At 68.6% G+C, this 25592-nt stretch carries 19 protein-coding genes; 5 read left to right on the top strand and 14 right to left on the bottom strand.

The features are described 5' to 3' along the window. Positions 1-34: 34 nt before the first annotated feature. Positions 35-406, bottom strand: a complete 372-nt coding sequence (locus NX780_RS13250) for a YbaN family protein (RefSeq protein ID WP_258828340.1) — start codon at positions 404-406, stop codon at positions 35-37. Positions 407-658: 252 nt separating this feature from the next. Between NX780_RS13250 and NX780_RS13245 the strand changes: the two genes are divergently transcribed. After that, positions 659-2557 carry a bifunctional diguanylate cyclase/phosphodiesterase gene (locus NX780_RS13245; RefSeq protein WP_258828339.1) on the top strand — a complete coding sequence of 633 codons (1899 nt, stop codon included), beginning with the start codon at positions 659-661 and terminating at the stop codon, positions 2555-2557. Positions 2558-2759: 202 nt separating this feature from the next. Here the strand turns inward: NX780_RS13245 and NX780_RS13240 are convergent, their stop codons facing one another. Beyond that, positions 2760-5054: a CHASE domain-containing protein gene (locus tag NX780_RS13240; RefSeq protein WP_258828338.1), complete on the bottom strand. Its 2295-nt coding sequence runs from the start codon at positions 5052-5054 to the stop codon at positions 2760-2762. 191 nt (positions 5055-5245) lie between these two features. Between NX780_RS13240 and NX780_RS13235 the strand changes: the two genes are divergently transcribed. The 4 genes from NX780_RS13235 to NX780_RS13220 all read left to right on the top strand — a co-directional run bounded on the left by NX780_RS13235 (position 5246) and on the right by NX780_RS13220 (position 8915). After that, on the top strand, positions 5246-5680 hold the full coding sequence (locus NX780_RS13235) for a hypothetical protein (protein WP_258828337.1): 435 nt from the start codon (positions 5246-5248) through the stop codon (positions 5678-5680). Positions 5681-5740: 60 nt separating this feature from the next. Beyond that, positions 5741-6361: an LON peptidase substrate-binding domain-containing protein gene (locus tag NX780_RS13230; protein ID WP_258828336.1), complete on the top strand. Its 621-nt coding sequence runs from the start codon at positions 5741-5743 to the stop codon at positions 6359-6361. A gap of 18 nt (positions 6362-6379) precedes the next feature. Beyond that, positions 6380-7126, top strand: coding sequence for an anti-sigma factor (locus tag NX780_RS13225; RefSeq protein ID WP_258828335.1), 747 nt, complete (start codon positions 6380-6382; stop codon positions 7124-7126). A 307-nt stretch (positions 7127-7433) separates the two neighbouring features. Then, positions 7434-8915, top strand: a complete 1482-nt coding sequence (locus NX780_RS13220; protein WP_370663613.1) for a DEAD/DEAH box helicase — start codon at positions 7434-7436, stop codon at positions 8913-8915. A 169-nt stretch (positions 8916-9084) separates the two neighbouring features. Here NX780_RS13220 and NX780_RS13215 read toward each other — a convergent pair whose 3' ends face one another. The 12 genes from NX780_RS13215 to NX780_RS13160 form a co-directional block, all read right to left on the bottom strand. Continuing rightward, entirely contained in the window at positions 9085-10776 is a 1692-nt protein-coding gene (locus NX780_RS13215) for a PAS domain-containing protein (protein ID WP_258828334.1), read from the bottom strand. 166 nt (positions 10777-10942) lie between these two features. Then, positions 10943-11353: a GtrA family protein gene (locus NX780_RS13210; protein ID WP_258828333.1), complete on the bottom strand. Its 411-nt coding sequence runs from the start codon at positions 11351-11353 to the stop codon at positions 10943-10945. Then, a complete protein-coding gene (locus NX780_RS13205; protein ID WP_258828332.1) occupies positions 11340-12326 on the bottom strand; it encodes a glycosyltransferase family 2 protein in 987 nt (328 codons plus the stop codon). The genes NX780_RS13210 and NX780_RS13205 overlap by 14 nt, the downstream gene beginning before the upstream one ends. Further along, positions 12323-14035: a DUF6311 domain-containing protein gene (locus tag NX780_RS13200; RefSeq protein ID WP_258828331.1), complete on the bottom strand. Its 1713-nt coding sequence runs from the start codon at positions 14033-14035 to the stop codon at positions 12323-12325. The genes NX780_RS13205 and NX780_RS13200 overlap by 4 nt, the downstream gene beginning before the upstream one ends. Then, entirely contained in the window at positions 14032-17820 is a 3789-nt protein-coding gene (locus NX780_RS13195; protein WP_258828330.1) for a glycosyltransferase, read from the bottom strand. The genes NX780_RS13200 and NX780_RS13195 overlap by 4 nt, the downstream gene beginning before the upstream one ends. Then, positions 17804-19120, bottom strand: coding sequence for a class I SAM-dependent methyltransferase (locus NX780_RS13190; protein WP_258828329.1), 1317 nt, complete (start codon positions 19118-19120; stop codon positions 17804-17806). Before NX780_RS13190 ends, NX780_RS13195 begins: the two co-directional genes overlap by 17 nt. Next, a complete protein-coding gene (locus NX780_RS13185) occupies positions 19117-20337 on the bottom strand; it encodes an ABC transporter ATP-binding protein (RefSeq protein WP_258828328.1) in 1221 nt (406 codons plus the stop codon). The genes NX780_RS13190 and NX780_RS13185 overlap by 4 nt, the downstream gene beginning before the upstream one ends. Then, complete coding sequence (locus NX780_RS13180; protein ID WP_307732820.1) at positions 20337-21137, bottom strand: ABC transporter permease; 801 nt, start codon at positions 21135-21137, stop codon at positions 20337-20339. Before NX780_RS13180 ends, NX780_RS13185 begins: the two co-directional genes overlap by 1 nt. A gap of 177 nt (positions 21138-21314) precedes the next feature. Continuing rightward, entirely contained in the window at positions 21315-22109 is a 795-nt protein-coding gene (locus NX780_RS13175) for a Crp/Fnr family transcriptional regulator (RefSeq protein WP_258828327.1), read from the bottom strand. Positions 22110-22114: 5 nt separating this feature from the next. After that, positions 22115-22441, bottom strand: coding sequence for a VanZ family protein (locus NX780_RS13170; protein WP_258828326.1), 327 nt, complete (start codon positions 22439-22441; stop codon positions 22115-22117). A gap of 33 nt (positions 22442-22474) precedes the next feature. Continuing rightward, a complete protein-coding gene (locus tag NX780_RS13165) occupies positions 22475-23728 on the bottom strand; it encodes a tetratricopeptide repeat protein (protein WP_258828325.1) in 1254 nt (417 codons plus the stop codon). After that, on the bottom strand, positions 23725-25479 hold the full coding sequence (locus NX780_RS13160) for a CHASE2 domain-containing protein (protein WP_258828324.1): 1755 nt from the start codon (positions 25477-25479) through the stop codon (positions 23725-23727). Before NX780_RS13160 ends, NX780_RS13165 begins: the two co-directional genes overlap by 4 nt. Positions 25480-25592 lie beyond the last annotated feature (113 nt).

The raw sequence follows: 25592 nt of genomic DNA, 5'->3' as shown, positions 1-25592 counted from the left end.
TTCGCGCGACCGTGTGCGCAGTCGGGCGAAAAAATCAGCGGGGAGGCAGGCGCAGGGTTGGCAGGACGCGCCACATGTAGAAGCTGACGCAGGCGCCGACCAGGCCCAGCAGGGCCGGCATCGCCAGTCCTTCGAAGCGGCGCATTCCCATGAGCAGCGAGCCCCACAGCATCACGGTCGCCACGATCTTGGCCTTGAGCGGAATGCCGCGACCGGCCTCGAAATTGCGCAGGTACTCGCCGAACACAGGGTGCGAGAGCAGCCAGCCGTGCAGGCGATCGGAGCCGCGCGCGAAGCACCAGGAGGCCAGCAGCAGGAAGGGCGTGGTCGGCAGCAGGGGCAGGAAGATACCAAGGATGCCCAGCAGCACGGCGATCGCGCCGGCCACGTTATAGAAAGGTTTCATGATGATGTCACTCTAGCATGCCCCTTGCAGGGCGAGGCGTGAAAGAATATTTCACGGAAGGCTTGCAAATGAAACAATATTGCGCCGTTGCTTTAAGGCATCAATTCCGGCAAATTTTAAGCGGCCTATAAATTCCATATGGAAACAGCAGATATAATCGCGTGAAATTTGACGGGCGCGATCCATTACTGAACGGGCGCGAGCACGACGCCCGGCTTCGCCTTCATTCACCGGTTGCCGCAGTCCGTCGTCATGCCTTCGCCCATCACGCACCCCACCCGTCCGCCCGCCAGGCGCCCGGCGGATTTCTTCCGCCCGCGTGTGCTGCGCGACCTCGCCATCTACCTTGCCTGCATGCTGCCCATCGTCTGGGGGCTGGTGGCCGTGGAGCGGGCGCGCTTCGCCTCCCTTGCCGAGAGCAGCACCCGGCGCGACCTGCGCAATTACGCGCGCGTGTTCACGGAAGAGGTGCGCGCCACCGTCGGCATCGTCGACCTGTCGCTGCTGCAGCTGCGCTCGACCTGGCTGCGCGACCGCGACAGCTTTGCACAGACCGTGGGCGAGCACGCGCGTCATCTGCGCCACCGGGTGCCGATGCTGGTCACGGTGATCGACGCCGCCGGCCGGCTCGCCTATACGAACGCAGGTCCTTCGCACACGGGCACGGACCTGAGCGCCTATCCGGCCTATTACGCCCACCTCGAAGCAGCCGACGACCGCTTCTTCAGCGGCCGTCCCGTGATGTCGCCCCTCACGGGCGCCTGGGTGGTGCATTTCAGCCGCGCGATACGCGACCGGCAAGGCCGGCTGCTGGGCGTGATCGTGGCCGCCGTGTCGCCGGATTACTTCGTGCGCTTCTACGACGACATCGATCTCGGGCCGAGTGGCTCGGTGTCGCTGATCACGGTCGATGGCGCGGTGATCGCACGCAGCACCCGGGTCGACCGCCACCGAGGCATCGGCAGCGTCCTGAAGGACAATCCGCACACCGCCCACAGTCCGATCACGGGAAGCTTCCGGCGCGTCGGCCAGATCGACCAGATCGAGCGCTACTACGCCTGGCACAGGATTCCGGAATACGGCATGGTGGTGACGGTTGGACAGTCCGTGCACGATGCGGGCCTGCGCTTCGAGCAACAGCGCGACGTGCTGGCCGGGATCGGAGGAACGGTCTCGCTGCTGCTCGCCGTGCTGGGCTGGGCCGCATTGGGGGCCACCGACCGCCGGCGCCGCGCCCTGAAGGCCCTGGCCGCCGCCGAGACGCGCTGGAAGCTGGCGCTGAACGCCGCCGGCGACGGCGTCTGGGACTGCGACGTGGTCACGGGCCTGGCAACCCTGTCCTCGCGCGCCCAGCGCATCCTCGACACGGACCGCGCCCTGGTTTCCCTGTACGGCAGCGCCCTCGACGCGATGGTCCACCCGGACGAGCTCCCCGGCCTGCGCGCCGCGCTGCGCAGCCACCTGGCCGGCCGCAGCGCCGACTTCGCGTTTGAATTCCGGGTGCGCATGAAGCGCGGCGACTGGAGCTGGATCGAGGCGCGCGGCACCGTCAGCGAGCGCGACGAACTGGGCCAGCCGCTGCGCATGGTCGGCACCTTCTCCAACATCGACGTGCGCAAGAACGAGGAGGCGCGCATGCGCCGCATGGCGCACGAGGATGCGCTGACCGGCCTGCCGAACCGGGTGCTGCTGGGCGACCGCCTGCGCCAGGCGATCCGCAGCGCCGGGCGCGACGGCCACAAGGTGGCCGTGATCTACTTCGACCTCGACAAGTTCAAGCCCGTCAACGACACCCACGGCCACGCCGCCGGCGACCGCCTGCTGCAGCTGGTGGCGCGCCGCCTGCGCGCCGGCCTGCGCGATTCCGACACCTTGGCGCGCATCGGCGGCGACGAATTCGTCGTGCTGCTGCCGCGCTGCGCCGGCATCCAGGACGCCGCCATCGTGGCCGACAACATCCTCGCGCAGCTCAACCAGCCTTTCGAGGACGGCGAGCTGACCCACCGCATCTCGGGCAGCCTGGGCATCGCCCTCTACCCGGACGACGGCATGGACGGCGACGCCCTGCTGCGCAGCGCCGACGCGGCCATGTACGACGCCAAGTCGCACGGCCGCAACCGCGTCGCCAGCCACCACCGGGACGAAGCGTAAAGCGCACACCTCGGTGTCAGGTCTGACATTCGGACACGAGCTCAACAATACGCAACGGCTCGCACGCAATTCGACGAGCAGATCTGCAAAAAAAGAACGTTCTCGAATCTTGCTGAGGCGCTGAAGAAAGGGCGCGGCATCCATACAGATGAGGCCGTGTCCGGATGTCAGACCTGACACCCAGGTTTGATGTGGCCCGGAGTTACTGGTTTTGTTGCGGCTCGGCGACCCCGTCCGGCACCGTGCGCGCCGCCACCGCCACGTGGCGCGGCAGGTAGAGGGTCACTGTCGTGCCCTTGCCCGGCTCGCTGGCCAGGCGGATGTCGCCGCCGCTCTGGCGTGCGAAGCCGTGGGCCATCGACAGGCCCAGGCCCGTGCCCTTGCCCTCGGGCTTGGTGGTGAAGAAGGGTTCGAAGACGTGTTCCATCACGTCCGGCGGTATGCCGTGCCCGGTGTCGCTGACCGCCACCGTGACGTAGTCGCCCGGGGCCAGCGCAGGGTCGTTCGCGACCGTGACGTTGTCGAGGACCAGGCGCACGCTGCCCCTGCCGTCCATGGCGTCGCGCGCATTGATGACCAGGTTGAGCAGCACGTTCTCCAGCTGGTTCGGATCGGCCAGGGTCGGCCACAGGGCGGGCGGGGCGCTTTTCTCGATGCTGACGCCGTCGCCGGCGGCGCGCAGCACCAGGCTGTCCATGCGCGCCAGCAGTTCGTCGACATGCACCTCGCTCGGGTGCAGCGGCTGGCGGCGGGCGAAGGCGAGCAACTGGCCGGCCAGCTTGGACCCGCGCTCGACCGCATCCAGGATGCTGAGCAGGCGCTTGCGCTTGCCCTCGTCGAGACGGTCGGCGCGCAGCATCAGCTGCACGTTGGCGCTGATGATGTGCAGGATGTTGTTGAAGTCGTGCGCCACGCCGCCCGTGAGCTTGCCGACCGCTTCCAGCTTCTGGGCGCGCGCCAGCGCCTGGCGCGCTTCGTCGAGGCGCTGCTGGCGCTGCTGTTCGCGCTCCAGGGCTTCGCGCCGCGCGCTGATGTCGCGCACGAAGACCGTGGCCCCGAAGCGCTCGCCGATGGGCAGCACCGCCACGCTCAGTTCCACCGGAATCTCGCGGCCGTTGCGGTCGATGACGTCCAGTTCGGTGGGGCCGCCCAGCTGGGGACAGGCGCCGCTGGTCGCGAAGCGCATGTAGCCCTCGCGGAAAGGCGCGCGTGCGCGTGGCGGCAGCAGGTCTTCGGCGCCGCGTCCGATCGCTTCGGCCGGGTTCCAGCCGAACAGGCGCGTGGCCTGGGCGTTCCAGTCGGTGATGCGCCCGTCGGCGTCCAGCGCCAGGAAGGCGTCGTGGGTGTGCTCGAGGATGACCTGGATGCGCTGGCGTTCGGCGGCGACCTGGTCGTGCGACTGGCGCAGCTCGAGGGTCATGGACCGGGCCAGCAGCAGGGCGCGGCGGCGCGAGCTGGCCAGCAGCCAGACCACCACGCTCAGCAGGAAACTCAGGCTGACGCCGGTGAGCGCGATCAGGCGCGGGCGGGTGGTGTCGAGGCTGTTCTCGAAGGCGGGGCTGGAACGCATCATGACGGTCCAGGTGCGCCCGCCCGGCAGGATCTGGGCGCTGGCCTTGAGCCGCGGCGTGCGCGCTGGGGCGGCTTTGGCGGAGCGGTAGAGCAGGGTGGCGTCGCCCTTCGGATCGCCGTCGTGGATCTCGATGTCGAGGTCGAGCGAGTGGGCGCCGCCCAGGCCCCGCATCAGGTCGTTCATCCGGAAGGGCGCGTAGACCCAGCCGACCAGGGCGGCGCGGCGCTGGTCGACGGTGCCGGAGAGCATGCCGGCGCGATAGACCGGCAGGTACATCAGGGCGCCGGACTGGGGCGCGCCGGCGCCGCCCTCGCCCGGGCCTTCCTGCACCAGCACGACCTTGCCGCTCAGGGCCGCCTGGCCGCTGTCGCGCGCGCGCTCCATGGCGGCGCGGCGCACCGGCTCGCTGTACATGTCGTAGCCGAAGGCGCGCAGGTTGCGGTCCGTGAACGGTTCGATGTGGGTGATGGCCGTCAGCACGGGGCGCTGGCCGGGCGGCGTGACGCGGTAGCCGGGGAAGCCTTCGCGCCGCAGCGCGGCCTCGTGGGCGGCCAGCTGCCCGGGCGGGACGAGGGTGGCGATGCCGAGCGCCTCCATGCCCGGGAAGGACTGGTCCAGGCGCAGGAGGCCATAGTACCTGGCCCAGTCGCTGCGCTCGAGCGCCACCGAGCCGCGCAGGTAGCCGCGCGCGCCGCGCAGCACCTGCTCGTAGACCGCCATCCTGCGGCTGATGCTGAACACCATGTCGCGGGTGCGGTAGTCGAAGGTTTCGACCAGCTGCGCCTCGGCGGCGTGCCGCGCGCTGCTCCAGGCGAAAAAAGTCACCAGCAGTGTCACCAGGCACACCAGCATGGCCAGCAGCAGCGGAAGCTGCCCGGAATCGGACGGGGTGCGGCTGGTGGAGGCGGGCTGGGCGGAGGGCATGTTTCGGTACGCGCGGCGGCGATTCTGGCGGCGGGTTGTTCGGAAACGCGCGGAAAGCGGTAGCATACGCATCCTTGCTGTGTCGGGGCGCACGTCACCTTTGCGTGTTTGGCAACGGCATTATCGCCTAAAATTGACTCAATGCAACTTTTTGTCTTCCCGTTCCGGGGCGCGCCTGCGCCTGCCCAACGATGAGCCAGCCACCATTCCTGCAGCGCCACTGGCCACTGGCGGCGCTGCTGGGCGCCCTGGTCCTGGCCCTGCTGTGGGGCGCGCTGTGGCCGGTGCGGGGAGACAGTCATGAGGTGCTGCTGGACTTTCCGCCCGGCGGGCAGGACGTGCCGTCGGAAGTGCGCCTGACCGCGGGCGTGCAGGACGTGCTGCTGCTGCGTAACCGTACTGGCCGTCCGCTGGTATTCGGGCCCTTGCAGCTTGCCCCCGGCGCCCAGTACCGCCTGCCTTTCGAGGAAGAGGGCGAGCAGGCAGTGCCGGTGCCGGCCCTGCCCGGCGGCGTGCTGCGGGTGCGCGTGGTGCGCTTGCCGGACCCGGGTTGGGAGCGCCTGCGCTGGCGCCTCGGCAACCTGGGCAGCGCGATCCGCCACCTGCCGCTCCAGGGGCCCGATTGAGGCGGCGCCGGGCGCCAATCGTGCTCCCCGCCCCCCTGCGATTCTGTCATCATGGGCATCATGTCGACGATTTCCATGCCCTTGTTCCCGCTCAGTACGGTGCTGTTCCCGGACGGGGTGCTGCCGCTGCAGGTGTTCGAGGTGCGCTACCTCGACATGATCAGCCGCTGCCTCACCGAGGACACGCCCTTCGGGGTGGTGCTGCTCACCCAGGGGCACGAGGTGCGCCAGCCGGAGGGCGAACCCGAACGGTTCGTCGCCGCCGGCACCATCGCGTCCGTCACCGAGACCGCCACCACCACGCCGGGCCTGCTGCAGGTCCTGTGCCGCGGCGGCTCGCGATTCAACGTCGTTACCGCCGAGCAGCGCCTGAACGGCCTGTGGATGGCCGAGGCCGAGCTGGTCGAGGACGACCACGAGGTGCGCATTCCGTCGGAGCTGCAGGGCGCTTCCGACGCCCTCGACCGGGTGCTGAACTCGCTGCACGACGTGCCGCAGCACCGCTGGCCGGTGCAGCCGCCGTTCCGGCTGGACGACTGCGGCTGGGTCGCCAACCGCTGGTGTGAACTGCTGCCCTTGCCCAACCGGCAAAAGCACAATATGCTCATGCTGGACAACCCCGTGATCCGGCTCGAATTGCTGCACGACGTCCTCGACGAGCACGGCCTGATCACTTCCTAGCAGGGAGATGCGGCGGCCATGAAATTCTCGGACGACCTCCTGATCGCCTACATCCACGGTGAGCTGGCCGAGCCGGCGCGCGCGGCGGTCGAGCGCGCCATGCACGCCGACCCCATCCTCGCAGCCCGCATCGCCCAGCACCGCCGGAGCGACGCCCGCGCCCACATCTTCAGCGTCTCGGCCAATGGCCACCACGACAGCGGCCACCCGCAACGCCAGCTGCCGCCCCAGGGCGCCAAGGTGGTGCACCTGGACGCCATCCGACCGGGGCGCCCCATGCCGCCGCCGCCGCCGGAACGGAGCAGCTGGTCCCCGCGCCACTGGCTGGCCGTGGCTGGCGCACTGGCCACGGGCGTGGTGGCCGGCGCCCTCGGCTGGCAGCAGCTGCAACCGGCGCCCAGCCTGGTAATGCTGGTGGCCAGCGACGGCGCCCTGGTCGCGCGCGGACGCCTGGTCGACGCCCTCGGCGACCAGCTGGCCAGCCCCGGCCCGGCGGAATCGGGCGTGCGCATCGGCGTCACCTTCGTGTCGAAGGACGGCAGCTATTGCCGCAGCTTCGTGGTCGACACCAGCGCCGGCCTGGCCTGCCGCGGCAACGGCCGCTGGACGATTCCCGTGCTGGCCCAGGCGCCGGCCGGCGCCGCCTACCTCGACGGCAGCGTGCCGCCGCCGGCGGTGCAGGCCGCGATCGACGCGCGCATCGTCGGCGCCACCCTCGATGCGCAGGCCGAACGGGCGGCCCTGCAGCGCGGCTGGACGCCATGATCCTGTCATGTGCCTGAGCAGGAATCGTCGGGATGGCCGACCGGGGAAACAGGACTTTATATACAGTGGGGTGGATTTGAGGTATCGTGTCACCCGCTAAAGTGCCTCTACCTCCGCGCGCCCGTACTCCGGCGCCTCCGCGGTCATGCGGTCCGGTCGCCGGCCCGCCGTCTCCTCTGGAAGCTTCCCGCGCAGGCCGCACCGTGCCCGCAGGCGCAGCCGTAGAGCTAACGAAATACTGTCGAAGAAGAAAATGTCTGATACCCAGAATAATGTAGCCAGCGCCGACCCGGTCGACAACATGCCGATGAGCGACGACCTGCCCGTCGTCCAGGTTGCCGCCGACGAAGCGCCGACCGTGCGTTTCGCCGACCTCGGCCTGGCGCCGGAAATCCTGCGCGCCCTGACCGACCAGGGGTATGTGCACCCGACCCCGATCCAGGCCCAGGCCATCCCGCTGGTGCTGCAGGGCCGCGACGTCATGGGCGCCGCCCAGACCGGCACCGGCAAGACCGCCGGCTTCTCGCTGCCGATCATCCAGCTCCTGATGGCCCACGCCAACAGCAGCATGTCGCCGGCGCGCCACCCGGTGCGCGCCCTGGTGCTGACCCCGACCCGCGAGCTGGCGGTGCAGGTGGCCGACAACGTCAAGGCCTACGCCAAGCACACCCCGCTGCGCTCGACCGTGGTGTTCGGCGGCATGGACATGAAGGGCCAGACCACGATCCTGAAGGGCGGCGTCGAAATCGTCATCGCCACCCCGGGACGCCTGCTCGACCACATCGAACAGAAGAACATCAGCCTCGGCCAGGTGCAGATGCTGGTGATGGACGAAGCCGACCGCATGCTCGACATGGGCTTCCTGCCGGACCTGCAGCGCATCATCAACCTGCTGCCGAAGCAGCGCCAGAACCTGATGTTCTCGGCCACCTTCTCGCCGGAGATCAAGAAGCTGGCGAACAGCTTCCTGAACAAGCCGGTGCTGATCGAAGTCGCGCGCAGCAACGCGACCGCCGACAAGGTCACCCAGACCGTGTACAAGGTCGACGAGGAGCTCAAGCGCGACGTGGTCGAGCACATCATCCGCGAGCGCAACCTCAAGCAGGTGATCGTGTTCTCGAACACCAAGATCGGCGCCTCGCGCCTGGCGCGCCACCTGGAGCAGAAGGGCATCAAGGCCTCGGCGATCCACGGCGACAAGACCCAGCAGGAGCGCATGGCCGCCCTCGACGCCTTCAAGGGCGGCGCGGTCGAAGTGCTGGTGGCGACCGACGTGGCCGCGCGCGGCCTCGACATCTCGGACCTGCCCTGCGTGATCAACTTCGACCTGCCCTACAACGCCGAAGACTACGTGCACCGCATCGGCCGCACCGGCCGCGCCGGCGCCTCGGGCGACGCGCTGTCGGTGTACTCGGACAAGGACGAGCGCCTGCTGGCGGATATCGAGAAGCTGATCAAGCAGACCATCCCGCGCGGCGAGCTGGCCGGCTTCGTGGCGCCCTCGAGCCGTTCGCGCGAGGGTTCGCGTGAGGGCGGGCGCGACTTCGGCGGCGAACGCCGTGGCCGCCGCGACGAGGCTCCCGCACGCGGCGGCGAACGCGGCGAGCGTCCCGCACGGGGCGGCTACAGCCCGACGCCGCGCCGCGAGAAGGTCGACCCGTGGTTCCTCAAGCCCTACGAGCCGTCGAGCGCGGCGCGCCGCGAGACCGTGACGGCAAGCGCCCCGGCCAAGCAGGGCAAGCAGAAGCTGGCTTTCCTGCTGGGCGGCGGTCCGCGCACGACCGCCTGATCGTCCGCGTCACCGCTTTTCGTAGGGGTGCTCCAGTCCAGTGGACTGGAGCACGCTCTGCCGACCGCGCGTCCAGCTCCGGCATGCTCCGTTGCGACTCATCCGTGAGTTGAACGCGCGGTCGGCGAAGCCGACCACCCTACGTTCCTCCATTCCGTTTCGCGATTGATCAAGCCGCGCGGCGCCCATGCAGCGCCGCCTGCACCCGGTCCAGCAAATCCTGGTGGTCATAAGGCTTGGCCAGCACCTCCAGCGCCTGCCCCTTCGCGCTGCGCGCCGGCAGTTCGTCCATATACCCCGTGGTGACCAGCACCGGCATGCCGGGGCGCGCTTCGTGCACCTTCTCGATCAGCTGCAGTCCGTTCATCCCGCCCGGCATGATGACGTCGGTGAACAGCAGGTCCACCGGTTCCCGGGCCAGGAGCGCCAGCGCCGTTTCGCCGCTGGGCGCCGACACCACGTCGTAGTTCGCCGCCGCCAGCATGGCTTCGGCCAGCCCGCGCACGTCCTCGTTGTCTTCCACCACCAGGATGCGGCACTTGCGGCCCTCCTCGGCGGCCGCAGTGGCGAAGTCCGGGCCGCCGGCGTCTTCGTCCCGGGCCTGTTGGGTCACGGGGAAGATCATGCGCACCCGGGTGCCACGGCCAGGCTCGCTCTCGATCTCGAGCCGCCCATGCGACTGCTGCACGAAGCCGTGCACCATGGCCAGGCCCAGTCCCGTGCCCAGGCCCTTGGTGGTGAAGAAGGGTTCGGTGGCGCGCCTGGCCACCTCCGGCGCCATGCCTTCGCCTTCGTCCAGCACGCAGATCGACACGTAGTCGCCCGGCGGCAGGCGGGAGGCGGCGCGGTGGGCCTCGTTCACGATGGCGGTTCCCACCGTCACCGCGCCGCCCTCGGGCATGGCGTCGCGCGCATTGATGACGACGTTCAGCAGGGCCATCTCGAGGTAGGTCGGGTCGAGCGAGCAGGGCGGCAGGCCGGGCTTGAGGTCCAGGCGCAGCTCGACCTTGTCGCCGAGCGTGCGCACCAGCATGTCGGAGAACTCGACCACCAGGCCGTTCAGGCTGACCCGTTTCTGCTCGAGGCGCTGCTTGCGCGCAAAGCTCAGCAGCTGCTGGGTGAGCTTGCCGGCCTGCATGGTGGCGCGCTGGGCGCGCCGGATCGGATCGCCCGCCGCGGTCTTGCCGGCCGTGAGCAGGGCCAGTTCGAGGTTGCCGTTGATGACCTGCAGCAGGTTGTTGAAATCGTGGGCCATGCCGGCCGAGAGCTGGCCGATCGCCTCCATCTTCTGCGCCTGCAGGTTCGCTTCGAGCATGCTGCGGCGCTCGGTGATGTCCATCTGCGAGGCGAAGAAGTAGAGCAGCTTGCCGTTCTGGTCGAAGATCGGGCCGATGAAGAGGGCGTTCCAGAAGGGCTCGCCGTCGGCCTTGTAGTTCAGCAGGTCGACCGAGACGGCGCGCTGCTCCTGCAGCGCCTTGCGCACTTCGGCGACGGTGGCGGGGTCGCTGTCAGGCCCCTGCAGGAAGCGGCAATTGCGCCCCAGGACCTCTTCTTCCTTGTAGCCGGTGAGGTCGAGGAAGGCACCGTTCACGAAGACGATCGGATTGTCTTCCAGGTTGGGATCGGTGACGACCATGGGCATGCGGGTCATCTCGACGGCGGCGAAGAAGATGTTGCCGCGGTCCTCCAGGCCTTCGCGGCCGATGTAGCTGGCCTGCCAGTGGTTGACGCCGGGATTGCCGGCCGGGTTGAAGGCGTTGCCTTCCACTTCGCCGCGCGCCATGACGCCCGCGCTCTGGCCGCCGCCCTGTACGTCGAGCGGCCTGTCGAGGTGTTCGTCCTTGTCCGTTCCTGTTGCCATCGAGCGAATCCCTGGTATGCATGGCGATGGGCGCCGCCTGGCCCGCCGCAGGAAGCGGACCGGGCATGGATTCACTCTACCCGGCGCACACCGAACCCTCCGTTCGTGACTTCACACAGGCCGGCCCTCGTCTGCGGCGAATCAGGCGAGGGGCCGGGGAGCGCAGTCAGGCCGAATGGCGGAAGGTCACTGCCTTGTGCAGCGCGAAGGTCAGCACGGGGCCGAACAGGAGCACCATCAACAGTCCCGCCAGGTAGTGCCAGGCCATCGCCTCCGCCAGCGCCGACAGCCCGATCGTCAGGGCCAGGCTGAGCAGCGAGACGGCAAGGAAGCTGCGGTAGCGGCGCCAGCTGGGCGGCTGGCGGAATGCCAGCCGGCAGTTGGCGAAGAAGGAAAACGTGTTCGCGACAGCAAAGCCGGCCACGTTGGCCGCCACCGGATGCAGCAGCACGCCTTCGACCAGGGCGATCACCGTGGCCGAATGCAGCAGGGTGTTGGCAACCCCGATCATGCCGAACAGCAGCAGCGCACGGTGGCGCTCCAGCAGGCGGACGAACGGCTTGTCAGGCTGTTTCACGCTCGTGCGCCGCCGACGGCGCGGAAGCAGGGCGGTTATCCGGCTGGTATTCCTCGCGCACCAGGTAAACGGGGCGCCGCTTGACCTCGTGGTAGATGCGGCCAACGTATTCGCCCAGCACGCCGATGCCGATCAGCTGCACGCCGCCAAGGAACATGCCGCCGGCCATCAGCGAGGCATAGCCAGGCACGTCGACGCCGTGGATCATGGTGCCGATCACCGTCGTGCCGGCGTACAGCAGGGCCAGCGCCGACACGGCCATGCCGATGTAGGTCCAGATCTTGAGCGGCGCCGTCGAAAAACTGGTGATGCCTTCCATTGCCAGGTTCCACAGCCTCCAGAAATTGAAACTGGAGGTGCCCGCATGGCGCTTGGCGTTTACATAGGGGATCGTGACGGTGCGGAAACCCACCCAGGCGAACAGGCCTTTCATGAAACGGTGGTTTTCCGGCAGCCGGCGCAGCGCCTCCACCACGCGCCGGTCCATCAGGCGGAAGTCGCCCACGTCCATCGGCACCTCGACGTGGGAGATCAGGTTGTGCAGCCGGTAAAAGGAGGTGGCAGAGAATTTCTGCAGCCGCCCGTCGGTCTCGCGGTCGGTGCGGCGCGCGAGCACCACCTCGGCGCCCTGCTCCCACTGCGCCAGCATCTCGGTGAGCAGCTCGGGCGGATGCTGCAGGTCGGCGTCGATCGGCACCACCGCGTCGCCCTGGGCGCGGTCCAGCCCGGCCGTCAGCGCGGCTTCCTTGCCGAAGTTGCGTGACAGGTCTACCAGGTGCACCCAGGAGTATCGGGCGCGCGCCTCGAGCAGCTCGGCCCAGGTGTTGTCGCGGCTGCCGTCGTTGACGGCGACCACCTCGATGTCATAGGCGGACAGGCTGTCCGCGATGGCGGCCACGCGGCGGAAGAACTCCGTTACGTTGCCCGATTCATTATAGAACGGGGCAATCAGCGAAATGCGTTTCTTGTTCATTGACGGTCCTGCTGGTGAATAGTGCTGCGGCACAGGAAGACGATGTCCATGTCGGCACAGGTGGAATCGGGGCCCATCAGTTTCCTGGCATCGGCCAGCTGCGGAAAGGAAGCCTTCTCGAATGCGACGGCCGTGCTGTCCGGCAGTTGGGCGATGGTTTGGGCGGTGTCGTCGCAGCGCTTGGCCGCGCGGGCGATGTAGCCTGTCGAGAACGGATAGCGGTGCTTGACCGCATACGCCATCACGGGCAGCAGCGCGTTGGAAGCGGGCGCATCGGTGCAGCGGAAGGGCGGATAATAATGCATGGCGGTAATGCCCGGACCCAGGAAGGCGTCCCAGCGCGCCGCGTCGACGGCCGCGGGCTTGACGTGGGCCACGGTCACGTGCACCCGGTGGTGGTGCACTTCCAGGTCGGTGTATTGCAGGGCCAGGAGGCCGGCCAGGACCGGCGCCGACACCAGCCAGTGCACGTGGCGCGCGAAACCCAGCACGGCGAAGGCGGTGATCGCATAGCCGACCGGCCAGAAGAAACGGCCGGAAGCGCGAAAACTGGTGGTCACCACCTGCATCCATTCCGGGAACAGGACCGCGAACAGGCGCGCCGAACCGAGGTGCACGATGTTCGACACGGCGAACATGGCCAGCAGCGCGAGCACCCATGTGAGCACGCGATGGCGGCGCCAGAATCCGGGATCGCGGCGCCCGGTCAGGCGCCAGGCGGCGACCGCCAGCGCCAGCACGAAGACGCCGACGTAGTTGTAGCCTTCGTTCTGGCCGTCGTGCGCCAGCGGATGCTCGAGCTGCAGGTAGATCCCGCCGTGCAGCGGCGCCAGCAGGTTCATCGAGAAGTAGCCGAAGCCCCATTCGCGGTTGCCGGCGCCCGGCGGCAGGGGCAGCATCGTTGCCCACATCGTCAGGAACAGCAGGCCGAACACCGCGACCGGCGCGAGCAGGGTAGAGCGGAGCGCAGGCGCCGGCGCATCCGGGCCGGCCGGCCTGTGCAGCAGCTGGCGCAGCACGTCGGCGGCGAAGATGCTCGACACCATCGCGCACAGGTAGATGTTGATGTAGAAGGCGCCCACCACCAGCGCCATCCACCAGCCGGTCGCAAGGCGCTCCAGGCGCACGCTGCGCAGGTAGACGGCAAAGGCGAACAGCAGCAGCCATTGCGACATCAGGCTGGTATGCGAGATGCGGAAGGTCAGGGCGGGGAAGGCGGCGAACAGCAGGGCCAGGGCCGCCAGGGCGGCCCAGTTGCGCATCCGTGCCTCGCGGCAGATCCACCACGCGCCCACGCCCTGCAGGATGAAGCACAGCGCGATCCACAGGCCGAAGGGGTTCCAGTAGCCCTTGCCGTGGGTAAGCACCTTCAGCACCAGCGAGTAAAGTGGAATGGCGTCGAGGAACGTGGCCAGCGTGCCGTCCGGCGTGTTCAGGGTATCGACGCGCAGCAGCGGCCAGCGCCACTGGTCGCTCGCGAAGGCATTGAAGCCCGCCAGGTACTGGGTGACGTCGGCATTGTCGCGCCACCAGAACGGCGCCGTCCCGTGCAGCATCGGGAAGCCGAACAGCCACCAGGCGTAGCCCAGGGCCAGCGCGGCGGCCAGGCCCATGCCTGCCGGGCCATGGATGTCGAACCAGAAGGAGGCGCGGCGCCAGGGCGCCGCGGGCCCTGCAAGCCGGGCGCGCATCGTGCGGAGGGAAGTCATGTCGCCTGCTTCGCTCCCAAGGCCGTGCCCGGCAGCGGCGCGGTGAGCAGCGCCAGCAGCGCGCGCGCCTGCTCGCGCCAGGTCATCCAGCGCATGCCCGCGGACGTGGGGTGGCGTCCTTCGGCATGCAGGGCCAGCCATGCGCGCACCGCGTCGGCCAGGTCGGCGGCTTCCAGGCCCGAGAAGTAGTGGGCGTGTTCGCCGGCGACTTCGCGGAACACCGGCAGCTCGCGCGCCAGCAGCGGCAGGCCGTGGTGGGCCGCTTCGATCAGCGGCAGGCCGAAGCCTTCGGCCTCGCTCGGGAACAGCAGGCAGGTGCTGGCCAGGTAGACCTGCTGCAGGGTGTCGTCGTCGATCCCCTCGAGCCACAGCAGGCGCTTGCCCAGCTCCGGGCTGGCGCGCAGGCGCTCCATGATCTGTGGCAGGGTGCGGCGGTCGGCGTCGGCCAGCGGTTTCCAGCCTTCGCGGCCGACGATGACGAGGTTGACGTCCACGCCTTGCGCCCACAGCTGCTCGAAGGCCTCGATCGCCTGCAGGTGTCCCTTGCGCGGCTCGATCGTGCCCACCATCAGGAAGCTCGGGCGGGCGGCGACCTGCCGGGCCTGGGGCGACTCGACCGCCTGGCCGCTCATCTGCAGTTCCAGGTCGGCGCCCAGGTGCAGCCCGGTCAGGAGCTGGCCCGGGCGACGCGCCACGCCGCGCTCGGCCAGCCAGGCCCCCATATCGGCCGCGACCGCGTGCGAGATGCAGACCAGACGGTCGGCTTCGGCCGCCACGCATTCGAGCCAGGCGCCATGGGTGATGTCGGCGCGCGGCGGGAAGAACTCGGGACGCAGCACCGGCAGCAGGTCGTAGACCGTGAAGTTGATGCTGACCCCGCGTGCGCGCCAGGCCGCGTACAGGCCGTTGCGCGCCGCTTCCATGGTGGCATGCGGCGCGAAATCGGCGCAGTAATAGATGTCGCCGGCCAGCACGTCGACCACCGGGTCGGCGCCTTCCAGCACGTCCCCGATGCCGAGCAGGCGCGCGCAGTAGTTGCGCGCGTAGCGGAAGTGCGGCGCGCCGCCGTCCTGGCTGAGATACACGGGCTCCACTCGGTAGCCGATGGCGCGCAGCTGCAGCAGTTCCTGCAGCTGGTTGCGCACCACGCGCTCGATGCCGGTCTTGAGATCGTTGCGGGCGATGGTGGTCACGTCCAGCAGCAGCTGGCGCGGCTGCAGCGGATCGGGGCTGCGCGCGGCGCAGCGCGCCAGGCGCTGCAGCATGGCGTCGTCCTGTTCCAGCCCCTCGGTCGCCAGCAGCGCGCGCAGCAGCGCCGGCCGGCCATGGCGGCGCTTGCGCGCGTCCACCGCCAGGGCTTGCTTGTACATGAGGCCGACCCGTTCCGGGCTGTTGCGGGTGCCCATCAGGGCAAAGCCCGCGGCGCCCAGGGCGCGCCGGCGCGCGTCGTCGTTGCGCAAGGTTTCCAGCGCGTCCACCAGGGCCTGCTGGCCGAACGCGTCCGGCAGCATCCACACGGCGTCGTGCGGGAACTCGGCCATCGCGCCGTTCGCGTTGATGATGACCGGGAGGCCGTAGATCATGCAGTCGAGCACCGTGCCCGAGGTCTCGCCGCGCGATCCGGTGCGCAGCTGCACGCCAATGTCGGCCGCCTGCAGGTAGCGGAAATAGTCCTCGTCCGAGGTCCAGCCCGAGATCGTCACCCGCGCCCCCGCGCCGGCCGCGCCGATCGTTTCCGTCATCCGGCGGCCATAGTCGCCGCCGTGGTTGGCGCCGACGAACACCAGGTGGCAGCGCGCATCCCGGTGCAGGCTGGACGCGAGCCAGGCCTGGAGCAGCTCCAGGCAGTGCTTGGTGGGCGCGACGAAGCCGAAGTTACAGACCAGGAAAGTGTCGTCGTCGATGCCGAGGGCGCGGCGCGCGGCGGTGCGGTCGTTCTCGGCCGGCACCGCGCGCGGCAGCTGGGCCGGGCTCCAGTCCTCGCCGGCGCGCGGACCGTACCAGTCGCGCGCCAGCTGGCGTGCGTACTCCGAGTGCACGATGACGTGGCTGGCGTCCTGCAGGATCTCCAGGTTGCTGGGGTAGTCCTGCTTGGTGCGGTCCAGGCCGTCCGGGGCGATACTGGACTGCACCGCCGCATAGCCGTGCGAATGCAGCAGGCTGCGCGTCCACACGCCCGGCATGGCCCCCGTGACCTGCTCGTAGGAGATCATGCTGCTCAGGAAGAAGTCGTGCAGCACCACCACGCCGGGGTGGCGCGCCAGCAGCGGCAGCATGTAGCTGTGGAAGGGACTGTTGCCGAACTGGTAGACGATGTGCTGGTAGCGTTCCGGATGCTGGTCCAGCCAGGAGGCCGGGTGCCGCGGCAGGTGCGCCAGTTCAGGCGGCATCTCCACCTTGTCCTGGTGCACGATCAGTTCGACCTCGAAATGGGGCAGCAGGGTAGGCAGCACGCGCACCGCGTAATCGGCCACGCCGGTGCGCTCCGGCGGCAGCGGCGACAGGAAGGCGATGCGCGGCTTCAGGCCGGCCGCTTCGCCTGCGGCGGGCGCGGCGGCGCGGGCGGCCACGCGCTCCTCCAGCGCGGCGATGGCGCGGCGCGCGCTGTTGTCCCAGCTGAACTTGCGCGACTGCAGGGCGGCGTGCTCGCGCAGGCGCGCCTGCAGCGCCGGATCGCACAGCACCTGGGCGATCCGGGCCGCGATCGCGGCCGGCTGGCGGCCGTCGAACATGGCGTCCTGATTGCCGATCACTTCCGGGATGCTGGTGCTGTCGGCGCCGATGGCGAGCGCTCCGCAGGCCATCGCCTCCAGCGCCGGCAGGCCGAAGCCCTCGTGCAGCGAGGGGAACACGAACAGCGCGCAGCTGCGGTACAGGTCGATCAGGTCGGCGTCGCTCAGGTAGCCGGTCAGCACCAGCTCGTCCGGGCGCAGGCCGTGCTGGCGCGCCAGGCTCGCCAGGCGCTGGCGCTCGCCTTCGTTGATCTTGCCGGCGATGACCAGCTGGTGGGCGGCGCGCTGCGGCGCCGCCAGCATGCCGTAGGCGGCGATCAGCCCGTCGATGTTCTTGCGCGCGTCGAAGCCGCCCGGCGCGCACATCAGGGCGGCGCGGGTAATCCCGAGGCGCCCGCGCAGGGCCGCCAGGTGGGAGGAATCGGGAGCGCCGGGATGGAAGCGCTCGTCCACGGCGGTCGAGATCGAGACCACCCCGGCCGGATCCAGGCCAAGGGCGTCGATCGCTTCCTGGCGCGAGTAGTCCGAGATCGCCAGCAGCAGGCCGGCGCGGCGCAGGGAGGCGATCTTGCGATCGTAGTAGCTGCGCTGTTCCGGCTGGCGCAGGTACTGGTCCGGGTTCAGGAAGGGGATCAGGTCGTACAGCACGGCCGCGGTGACGGCGCCGCCCTCGTCCAGCCTGCCGATCGAGGTGACGGCGTCGTCCACATAGCCTTCGAACAGGCTGGTCACCAGCACCGCGTCCGGACGCAGCTGGGCGATCGCGTATTCGCGCAGCAGTTCGCCGGCGCGCGCGCGCGGACTGTTCTGCGCCTGGGCCTCGGCGGTGGGAGTGGGAATATCGAACAGGCAGATGCGTTCGGGCGGCAGCAGGCCGGCAAAGGCCTGGCGGATATCGTCGATGGCGCCGCCCAGCGCCGCGTTCAGCGCCAGCCACACCTCGTGTTCGCCCGCATTGCGCGCCACCCCGAGGGCCAGCGCCAGCGAATAGCGCCCGATGCCGCGGTAGCGGCTTTCCGACTGGGCGCCCTGGAGATCAATGACTATCCGCATCTGGCTTCCTTGCTGTTTCCTGTTTCAGTTGGCGCAGCTGCTGGTAGATGCGTGCGGCGCGCGGCGACAGCTCGCCCCCGCCGTCGTCGAGCACCACGCGGCCGGCGTTGCGATTGTCGAGCATCATGCCGTACAGGCGCGACTCCAGCGCCGGCACGTGGCGCAGCACGGCGCGCACGGCGCGCTTCAGGGCCGGACGGCGCAGCACGGCGCCGCCGGCGCGGCGCACCAGGCCGGCGACACGCCGCCTGGCGGCGCTGCCCAGGCGTCCCTCCGCCCGCGCCGTGCGCAGCCGCAGCAGCAGGCCGGACACGCGGCGCAGCGGTTCGGTGATGCGCCATGAGGTGCTGTCGAGCATATCGACCACGCGCTGCGACATCTCGGCGGCGTGCGCTTCCACGTGTGCGAGCCGCGCTTCCTGGCGCGCAGCCTGCTGCCGCAGTTCATCGATCCAGGCGTTGACCCCGGCCGTGTCCGCAGCGATCTGCTCGGCGCGGCGCGCGACGGCGCCGATGGCGTGATGGATGTCGGCGTGCTGGCTGGCCGCATGTTCCTCGAAACGGTGCGCCAGTTCGCCCAGCGTCAGGCCCCAGGCGGCATCGAACGCGGCATCGAAGGGCGACAGCAGGTCCGGCCCCGCAGCCTTCTGCGCCACCACTGCGTAGTCGGGGCTCACGCCTTCCAGCACGCTGATCAGGGGAATCCGCTGCGCCGTGCGCAACGCCGGGTCTTCCTGCAGGCGCACGATGCGCGTGCGTCCGAAGCCCGCGTATTCGGCGGCGAAACCGAGCAGGCCGGGCGGCAGCGGATGCACGTGCGAAGGGTCGAGGTAGAAGCTGGTGGCGCCGACCGTCAGGTTTTCCGGGTTCGGCGTTTCCATGACCAGCAGCCCCCCCGGCTGCAGCGTGCGCAGCGCTTCGGCGACCAGCTCGCGCACCAGGTCGAAGGGCAGGTGCTCGACCAGGTGGAAGCACGAGACCATGGCCAGGCTGCCGTCCGCCTGCTCCCGCAGCGCGGCCAGGGCGTCGCCATGGCGCGCGTTCAGGCCGCGCTCGCGGCAGGCGGCCAGCATGCCTTCGTCCAGGTCGACGCCCCGGGCGTCGAAGCCGCTCTCGCCCAGCAGCTCCAGCCATTCGCCGCGGCCGCAGCCCAGGTCCAGCACGGCGCGCGTGCCCGGCAGCTGCAGCAGCGGATCGGTGAAGCGGGCATAGGCGCGCAGCCGCTCCTTGATGGTGTCGCGCGAACCGCGGAAGCGGTCCTCGAAGGCGCGGTAGAAGGTGGTTTCGGTGCTCTGGTTCAACGTTGGATCTCCACTTGCGGCTCCAGCCAGCTGCTGCCGACGAATTCGCGGCGGTTCATGTTCATGACCTCGAAGATGGCGGCCAGGTCGCGCCACTCGTAGTTGTCGGCCAGGTGGGTTTCGCTGCTGGTCAGCGCGGTGGTCACCGAATAGCTGCCCGGTCCCAGGTTGAGCGGGAAGCGGAAGCGGTAGTCGATGGTCTCGCCGGCTTCCAGGTCGTTCAGGGCCTGGTCGAGGAAATGGGTGTTGGTGCCGAAGATCTGCTGGCCCAGGCGGTCCTTGATCATATAGCCGAGCACCAGGCGCGGCAGCGGCCGGTTCACCTGCACACGGATGCGCAGGGCGATGGGCACGCCGACGTTGAGCACCTCGAGCGCCTGGCCATCCTCGTTCTCGAGCACCACCTCGGTCACGCTGGCGGCGCCATTGCCCGAGGTCGTGCGTACCCGCCCCTCGGGCGTGCGCACCTGTTCCACCTTGCTGCCTTCGCGCTCGGCGATCAGGGCGTTGTAGAAGTCCATGACTTCTTCCGGCGAGCCCTGCTTGGCCAGGCGGCCGCTGTCGAGCAGGATGGCGCGGTCGCAGATCGACTGCATGGCGGCGCGGTCGTGGCTGACGATCAGCAGGGTGGTGCCCTGCTTGCGGAATTCGCGGATGCGTTCGAAGCTCTTGTGCTGGAAGTAGGCGTCGCCCACCGACAGCGCCTCGTCCACGATCAGCACGTCGGGCCGGCGCACCGTGGCCACGCTGAAGGCCAGGCGCATCTGCATGCCGGACGAGTACACGCGCACCGGCTGGTCGATGTAGTCGCCGATCTCGGCGAAGGACTCGATCTGCGGCATCAGGCGGGCGATCTCGTCGACGCCCATGCCCAGCAGCTGGCCGGCCATGAACACGTTCTGGCGGCCGGTGAAATCGGGGTGGAAACCCATGCCCAGTTCGAGCAGGGCGGCGACGCTGCCGCTGATGGACACGCCGCCGGTCGTCGGCTGGGCGGTGCCGGTGATCAGCTTGAGCAGGGTGCTCTTGCCGGCCCCGTTGATGCCGATGATGCCGACCGCGTCACCGGGAGCCAGCTGGAAGCTCACATCCTGCAGCACCCATTTCAGCTGGTGGCGCGGCCGCTTGCCCGGCAGGATCCATTCGGCAAGGCGGTGCCAGCGGTTGCCATACTGCTTGTAGGCCTTGCCCAGCTTGTCGACGACGATCGTGCCCATCAGAGTTCATCCACCATTTCGCCTGCGCGCTTGCGGAACAGGTGCAGGCCCAGCGCGCAGAACAGCAGGGCGAGCACCGTCACCGGCAACAGGCTGGGCCAGTGAGGCAGCCGGTTGTCGAGCAGGATGCTCTGGCAGGCCTGGATCACGGCCGCCATCGGGTTCCAGGCCAGCAGCGGCCGGATCGACTCGGGCAGGGCGGCCACCGGATACACGATCGGCGTGAACCAGAACCAGAACTGCAGCACGATGGTGAAGAACTGCCCGACGTCGCGGAAGAACACATTGAGCACGCCCAGGGTCATGGCCAGGCCGATCGCGAACAGCACCAGGATGGCCAGCACCGGCAGCAGCGCCAGGTAGGCCCAGCCGGGGAAGGCGCCGGACAGCGCCAGGAAGACCGAGAACAGGCCGAAGATGATCGCGAAGTTCACCAGCGCATTGAGCACCACCACGATCGGCAGGCAGATGCGCGGGAACTGCAGCTTCTTGATCAGGTTCGCGTGCTCGAGGAAGACGTTCTGGCCGCGCATGGTGATCTCGGCGAACAGGCCCCAGGTGAGCACGCCCGCGCACAGGTAGATGCTGTAGGCGAAATGGCCGACATTGCCTTGCAGGCGGGTACCCATGACCTGCGAGAAGATCACGGTATAGACCAGGATCATCGCAAGGGGGTTGAGGATGGTCCAGGCGGCACCGAACAGGGAGTTGCGATACTTGGCCTGGAATTCGCGGCGTACGCTGCCCGCGATGAAGCCGCGGTAGCGCCAGACGCCGCCGAGCATGAATCGGGAAATCATCGATGTAGGACGCTGGTCAAGGGATCAGGAAGGCGCACGGCGCGGTGCGCGTCACGCGGGCTGATCCTGCAGGAAAGTTGGCCATTATAGCATGATGCTAGATGCCAATTAGCTCTTTACTAATTGTTACGCATTAAGACGGTTTTAGGACAAAGGCCGTTGTTCGTGCGGTGTGGTTCAGCCCTGGATAAGCTTTTGCAGCTCGTCCGGCTTGATAATGGTGATCTTGTGCGTGCCCTTCTGGATGATGCCCGCCTGGGTCAACGCGAGCAGGGCGCGGGTGACGGTTTCGCGGCTGGTGTTGATCATGTTGGCGATATCCTGGTGGGTCGGCAGGTTCTCCACGACCTCGACGTCGCCCTCTTTCTTCTCCTTCATCAGGTTGAGGAAGGTGTAGATGCGGCGCGACGTGTTGTGAATGCTGAGGAGGGAACGGAATTCGGAATCGCGCTGCACCTTTTCGGCCAGGAAACGCAGCATGTGGCTCGCTACCGATGGGGCGTGCGAGAACAGGTGCAGGGCGATCGAGCGCGGCAGCAGGGCGACCAGAACAGGCGTCAGGGCTACGACCGAAGCCGAGCGCACGGAGCCGTTGATGACCGCAATCTCCCCGAAGAAGTCTCCCGGCTGCAGCAGGCGCAGGCCGATCGCGCGGCCATCCTCGGTTACGTCGATGACTTGCAGCGAACCGGTGAGAAGGAACAGCAGGCTGTCGCCGGGCGCGCCCTTTTGCAGCACCACCTCGCGCTTTGCAAACTGGCGAATGCGCAGGTTGGCCTTCACCTGCTGCATGTCCTCATCGCTGAGGTTGGCCAACAGCGGGATCTTGCGCAAGTGAATCTGCAGGTTGACTTCTTGCGGTGCGGCTTCGTTCGCCGCCTGGTCCGCCGCCACAGTCGCCGGATTGGGCGTCACCTCGCTCGGAGCGAGGTCGGTGCCAGTGTCGGATTTGCGTTTGTTCGTGGATGTCATGCGTATCAGATCACTTGTAACAGTCCGAAGACCAAGGTGGCGCAGCCGATGCCCGCCGTGTTGGCAGCCATATCCTTCCAGCAAAAATTACGGCCTGGGACGAGTTTTTGCAAGATTTCGATCGCCAGTCCGGCCAGCAGCAGGCCGCCCAGCCAGCACAGCCGCAACAGCCAGTCCGGTTCGATGCGCAGCGCAAGCACACTCAATCCGGCAAATGCGATGAAATGCAGGAACTTGTCGTGTGGAAGCAACGGAAGCCAGCGCGCCGGCAAGAGGCAGCCAAGGGCGACCGCGCCGGAAGCGGCTAGAAAAACAATGAATTCCCAGGACATACCTAGCGAATGACCTTTACACCCGATCCTGGGTTAGAAGTTATCCCAGCGCAAGCTCAGCTGCAGGGCACGGCTATTATATTGGAACAAGGAGATATTTTCGCGGTTGATGGTGCCGCGCCACTCTAGTACCACGCTGGTATGCGGGCGCAGCGCCCACTGCGCTGCGCCGCGCAACGTCGTCGTATTCTGCAGCCGGCGGATTTCGATCAGACCGGGAGAGTAGATGCGGTCGCTGCGCCAGTGCTGGTGCGACAGGCCGGCCTCGAGAGTGAGCCGTTCGGCTGTCTCCCCGTACCACTGCAGGCTGCCGAACCATCCGCCACGATCGCCACCCGGGCGCAGTTCGCGGCTGTTGTCGTGCAGCCGCGTCAGCACGGCCTGGGTCAGGCTGCGCTTGCCGCGGTAGTTGGCGATGCCGCCGAGTTCGATGGTCGTGCCGTTGTAATTGGGCCGCGTCGGATAGTCGGCCCGGCTCAGGTTGGCCGACAGCGCCAGGTCGAGTTCCGGCAACGGCTTCTGGCGTGGCGAGAGGCGCGCTTGCAGTTGTTGCTGGCGCTGGTACAAGGCCCCGTCCAGCGTCACGTAGCCGAGTGCTGCCGTGCCGCGCAGTCGCCAGCTGCGTACATCCCAGGTATGTTCCAGCGCCCCCAGGACCGAGCCGGTGTCTTGCTGGTGTTCGCGGTCGTGCCGGCGCCCATAGGCCTGGGCAATGAACTGGGTGCCCTTGCCGTTGAGCTGGCGCAGGTAGGAGGCGGATAGCTGGTTGAAGCCGTCGGACCTGGGCAGGTAGGACGGGTCGAGTTCGTAGTCGACACGTTCGCTGCCGGTGCCGACCGCGAAGCGCGGGTCGCGCGCCCCCTGGTTGACGTTGTCGTCATGGCCACGCGTGGCGGACAGCAGCCATGCCGCCTGGCGGGGAGCCTGCTTGCCGCAGCCCGTTGCGCGATAGCGTGCGATCGCTTCGAGGATGCCGGCAGGCGGCGCGAAACGCAGTTCGACTTCACGGAACAGGCGTTCGGCCTCGGCGGCGTTCCCCAGTTCGCACTGGCTGATCGCCAGGTCGAGCCAGGCGCCGGCATGGCGCGGTTCCTTGTCGATGAAGCGTTGCAGCATGGCCACCGCGTCGGTCGACCTGCCTTCGGACATGGCCTGCAGCGCCTCCCGGTACAGCAGGTCCTGTTCCGTGGGCGTGCCGGCCGGGGTCTGGCTGCCGGCGTCTTGCGCCAGCAGCGGCAATGGGTTGAGTGCCAGCAGGGCGGTTGCCAGGATGAAGGGCAGCTTCATGCGCCGGCCTCCAGCGTGTACACCTGGATCGAGCGTTCCTTGCCGCGCAATTGACGTTCCCCCAGCGGAAGCAGGCGGTGACGGCGCGCCAGCGCGGCCGTGCCTTCCCCGATGATCACATCATGCGGATAATCGCGCGCAGCCTGCTCCAGCCGGGCCGCCGTGTTCACGCTGTCGCCCACCGCGGTGTAGATGCTGCGTGCTTCGGTGCCGTAGTCCCCGGCCATGGCGGCGCCGCTTTCAATGCCGATGCGCACCCGTAGCGGCGGCTTGCCGTCGGCGCTGCGTGCGGCCGAGAACCGGGCGACTTCGCGCAGGATGTCGGCGGCGGCGTCCAGCGCCAGGTCGGCGTGCGCCGCGTTGGGCAGAGGCGCCCCCCAAAAGGCGACGAGGCCATCGCCGGTGTACTTGTCCAGCGTGCCGCGACTGGCCAGCACCGGACGCGTCAGACACTCCAGGAAATCGGTGGTGAGCCGCGCAGCCTCTTCCAGCGACAGCGACTCCACCTGGCTGGTGTATCCCTGCATGTCCGCCACCAGCGTGGTGACCTCGAGCAGGCGCGGAGCGAGCGGATCTTCCAGGTCGCTGCGCAGCAACTCGTCGACGACGTCACCGGCGACATACTGGCGCAGCGTACCGAGCAGCTTGCGTGAGCGGCGTTGGGTCAGCTCCCAATGGAAGGGGACGGCGATGGCAAGAAGGTAGAGGCAGCAGAACAGGGGAGCCGCCGCTGCGAAGCCAGGATCGCGCGGCGCCAGCAGCCAGGCGAGCGCCAGCCAGAGGAGGGCGCTGGCGCCCAGCAGGAGGCCGTTTGCGGCTGCCGATAGGCGCGGCAGGGTGAAAGCGGTCGCCAGCACCACCGCGAACACAAAAGCAAGGCCGATTGCCTTTCCGGGCAGGGGCGCGGGGGCCAAGCCCTGCTGCCGGTCCAGGAGAGTGCTCAGCATTGCCGCATGCACCAGCAGGCCGGCGCTCGATGCCCCCAGGGGGGTGGCCAGGCGATCGCCGATACTCAGGGACGAAGAGCCGATCAGGACCAGCCTGTCGCGCGCCATGCCGGCCGGCATGCGGCCGGCCAGCAGGTCGCCGGCCTTGACGACCTCGTAGGCGGACCAGTCACGCGAGTAGGGGATGCGTTCGATGGCGGCGACGTGCGGCAACGGCCCCTGGGTGCTGGCGCAGCATTGCAACAGCGCCAGCGACAGGGTGGGATAGGTACGGCCCTGGAACTCGGTCAGCATCGGCAGGCGCCGCAGGGTGCCGTCGGGATCCGGCAGCACGCCGATGTTGCCGGCATGGCGCGCCGAGGCGAAGCTGACATGATTGGCAAGGTAGCCGTACGTCGGCAGGCCGGCGCCGGCGCCGCCCGGCATTCCGCCGATCAGCTTGCCGCCAGCCAGCGGCGACATCGAGTGTACGTAGTCGAACATCTGAGCCAGCACGACCGGGCCGTGGCTGGCGAGCATGGCAAGGCGCGCATCGCCGGCGGCGTCCGCCGGCTTTTCGAACAGGATGTCGAGGCCCACCCCGCGCGCTCCATCAGCCAGCACCAGTTCCACCAGGTCAGCCACGCGCGCGCGCGGCCAGGGCCATGGCAACTCCGCCACGCTGCTTTCATCGATATCGACGACCAGCACGCGACGTTCCGGCGCCACACTCGCCTGCAACTGGATGAAGCTGTCGCGCAGCCGCTCATCCGCGGCGCGCGAGAGTGCGAAGCCGTCGCCCCACTGCAGCCACGTTCCAAGCACGAGCGCGCCAAGCGCGATCATGCCGCGCAAGGCTCGGGTCGCTGTCGGAGCGGTGCGCAAAAAGCCGGAGAGTCTCATCAATAAGGGAATGGGAGGGCGGGCCAGGTTGAGGG

This window comes from Massilia agri (assembly GCF_024753255.1).
In the GTDB taxonomy this organism is placed as follows: Bacteria; Pseudomonadota; Gammaproteobacteria; order Burkholderiales; family Burkholderiaceae_D; genus Telluria; species Telluria agri.
This window is presented reverse-complemented; position numbering and strand designations above follow the sequence as displayed.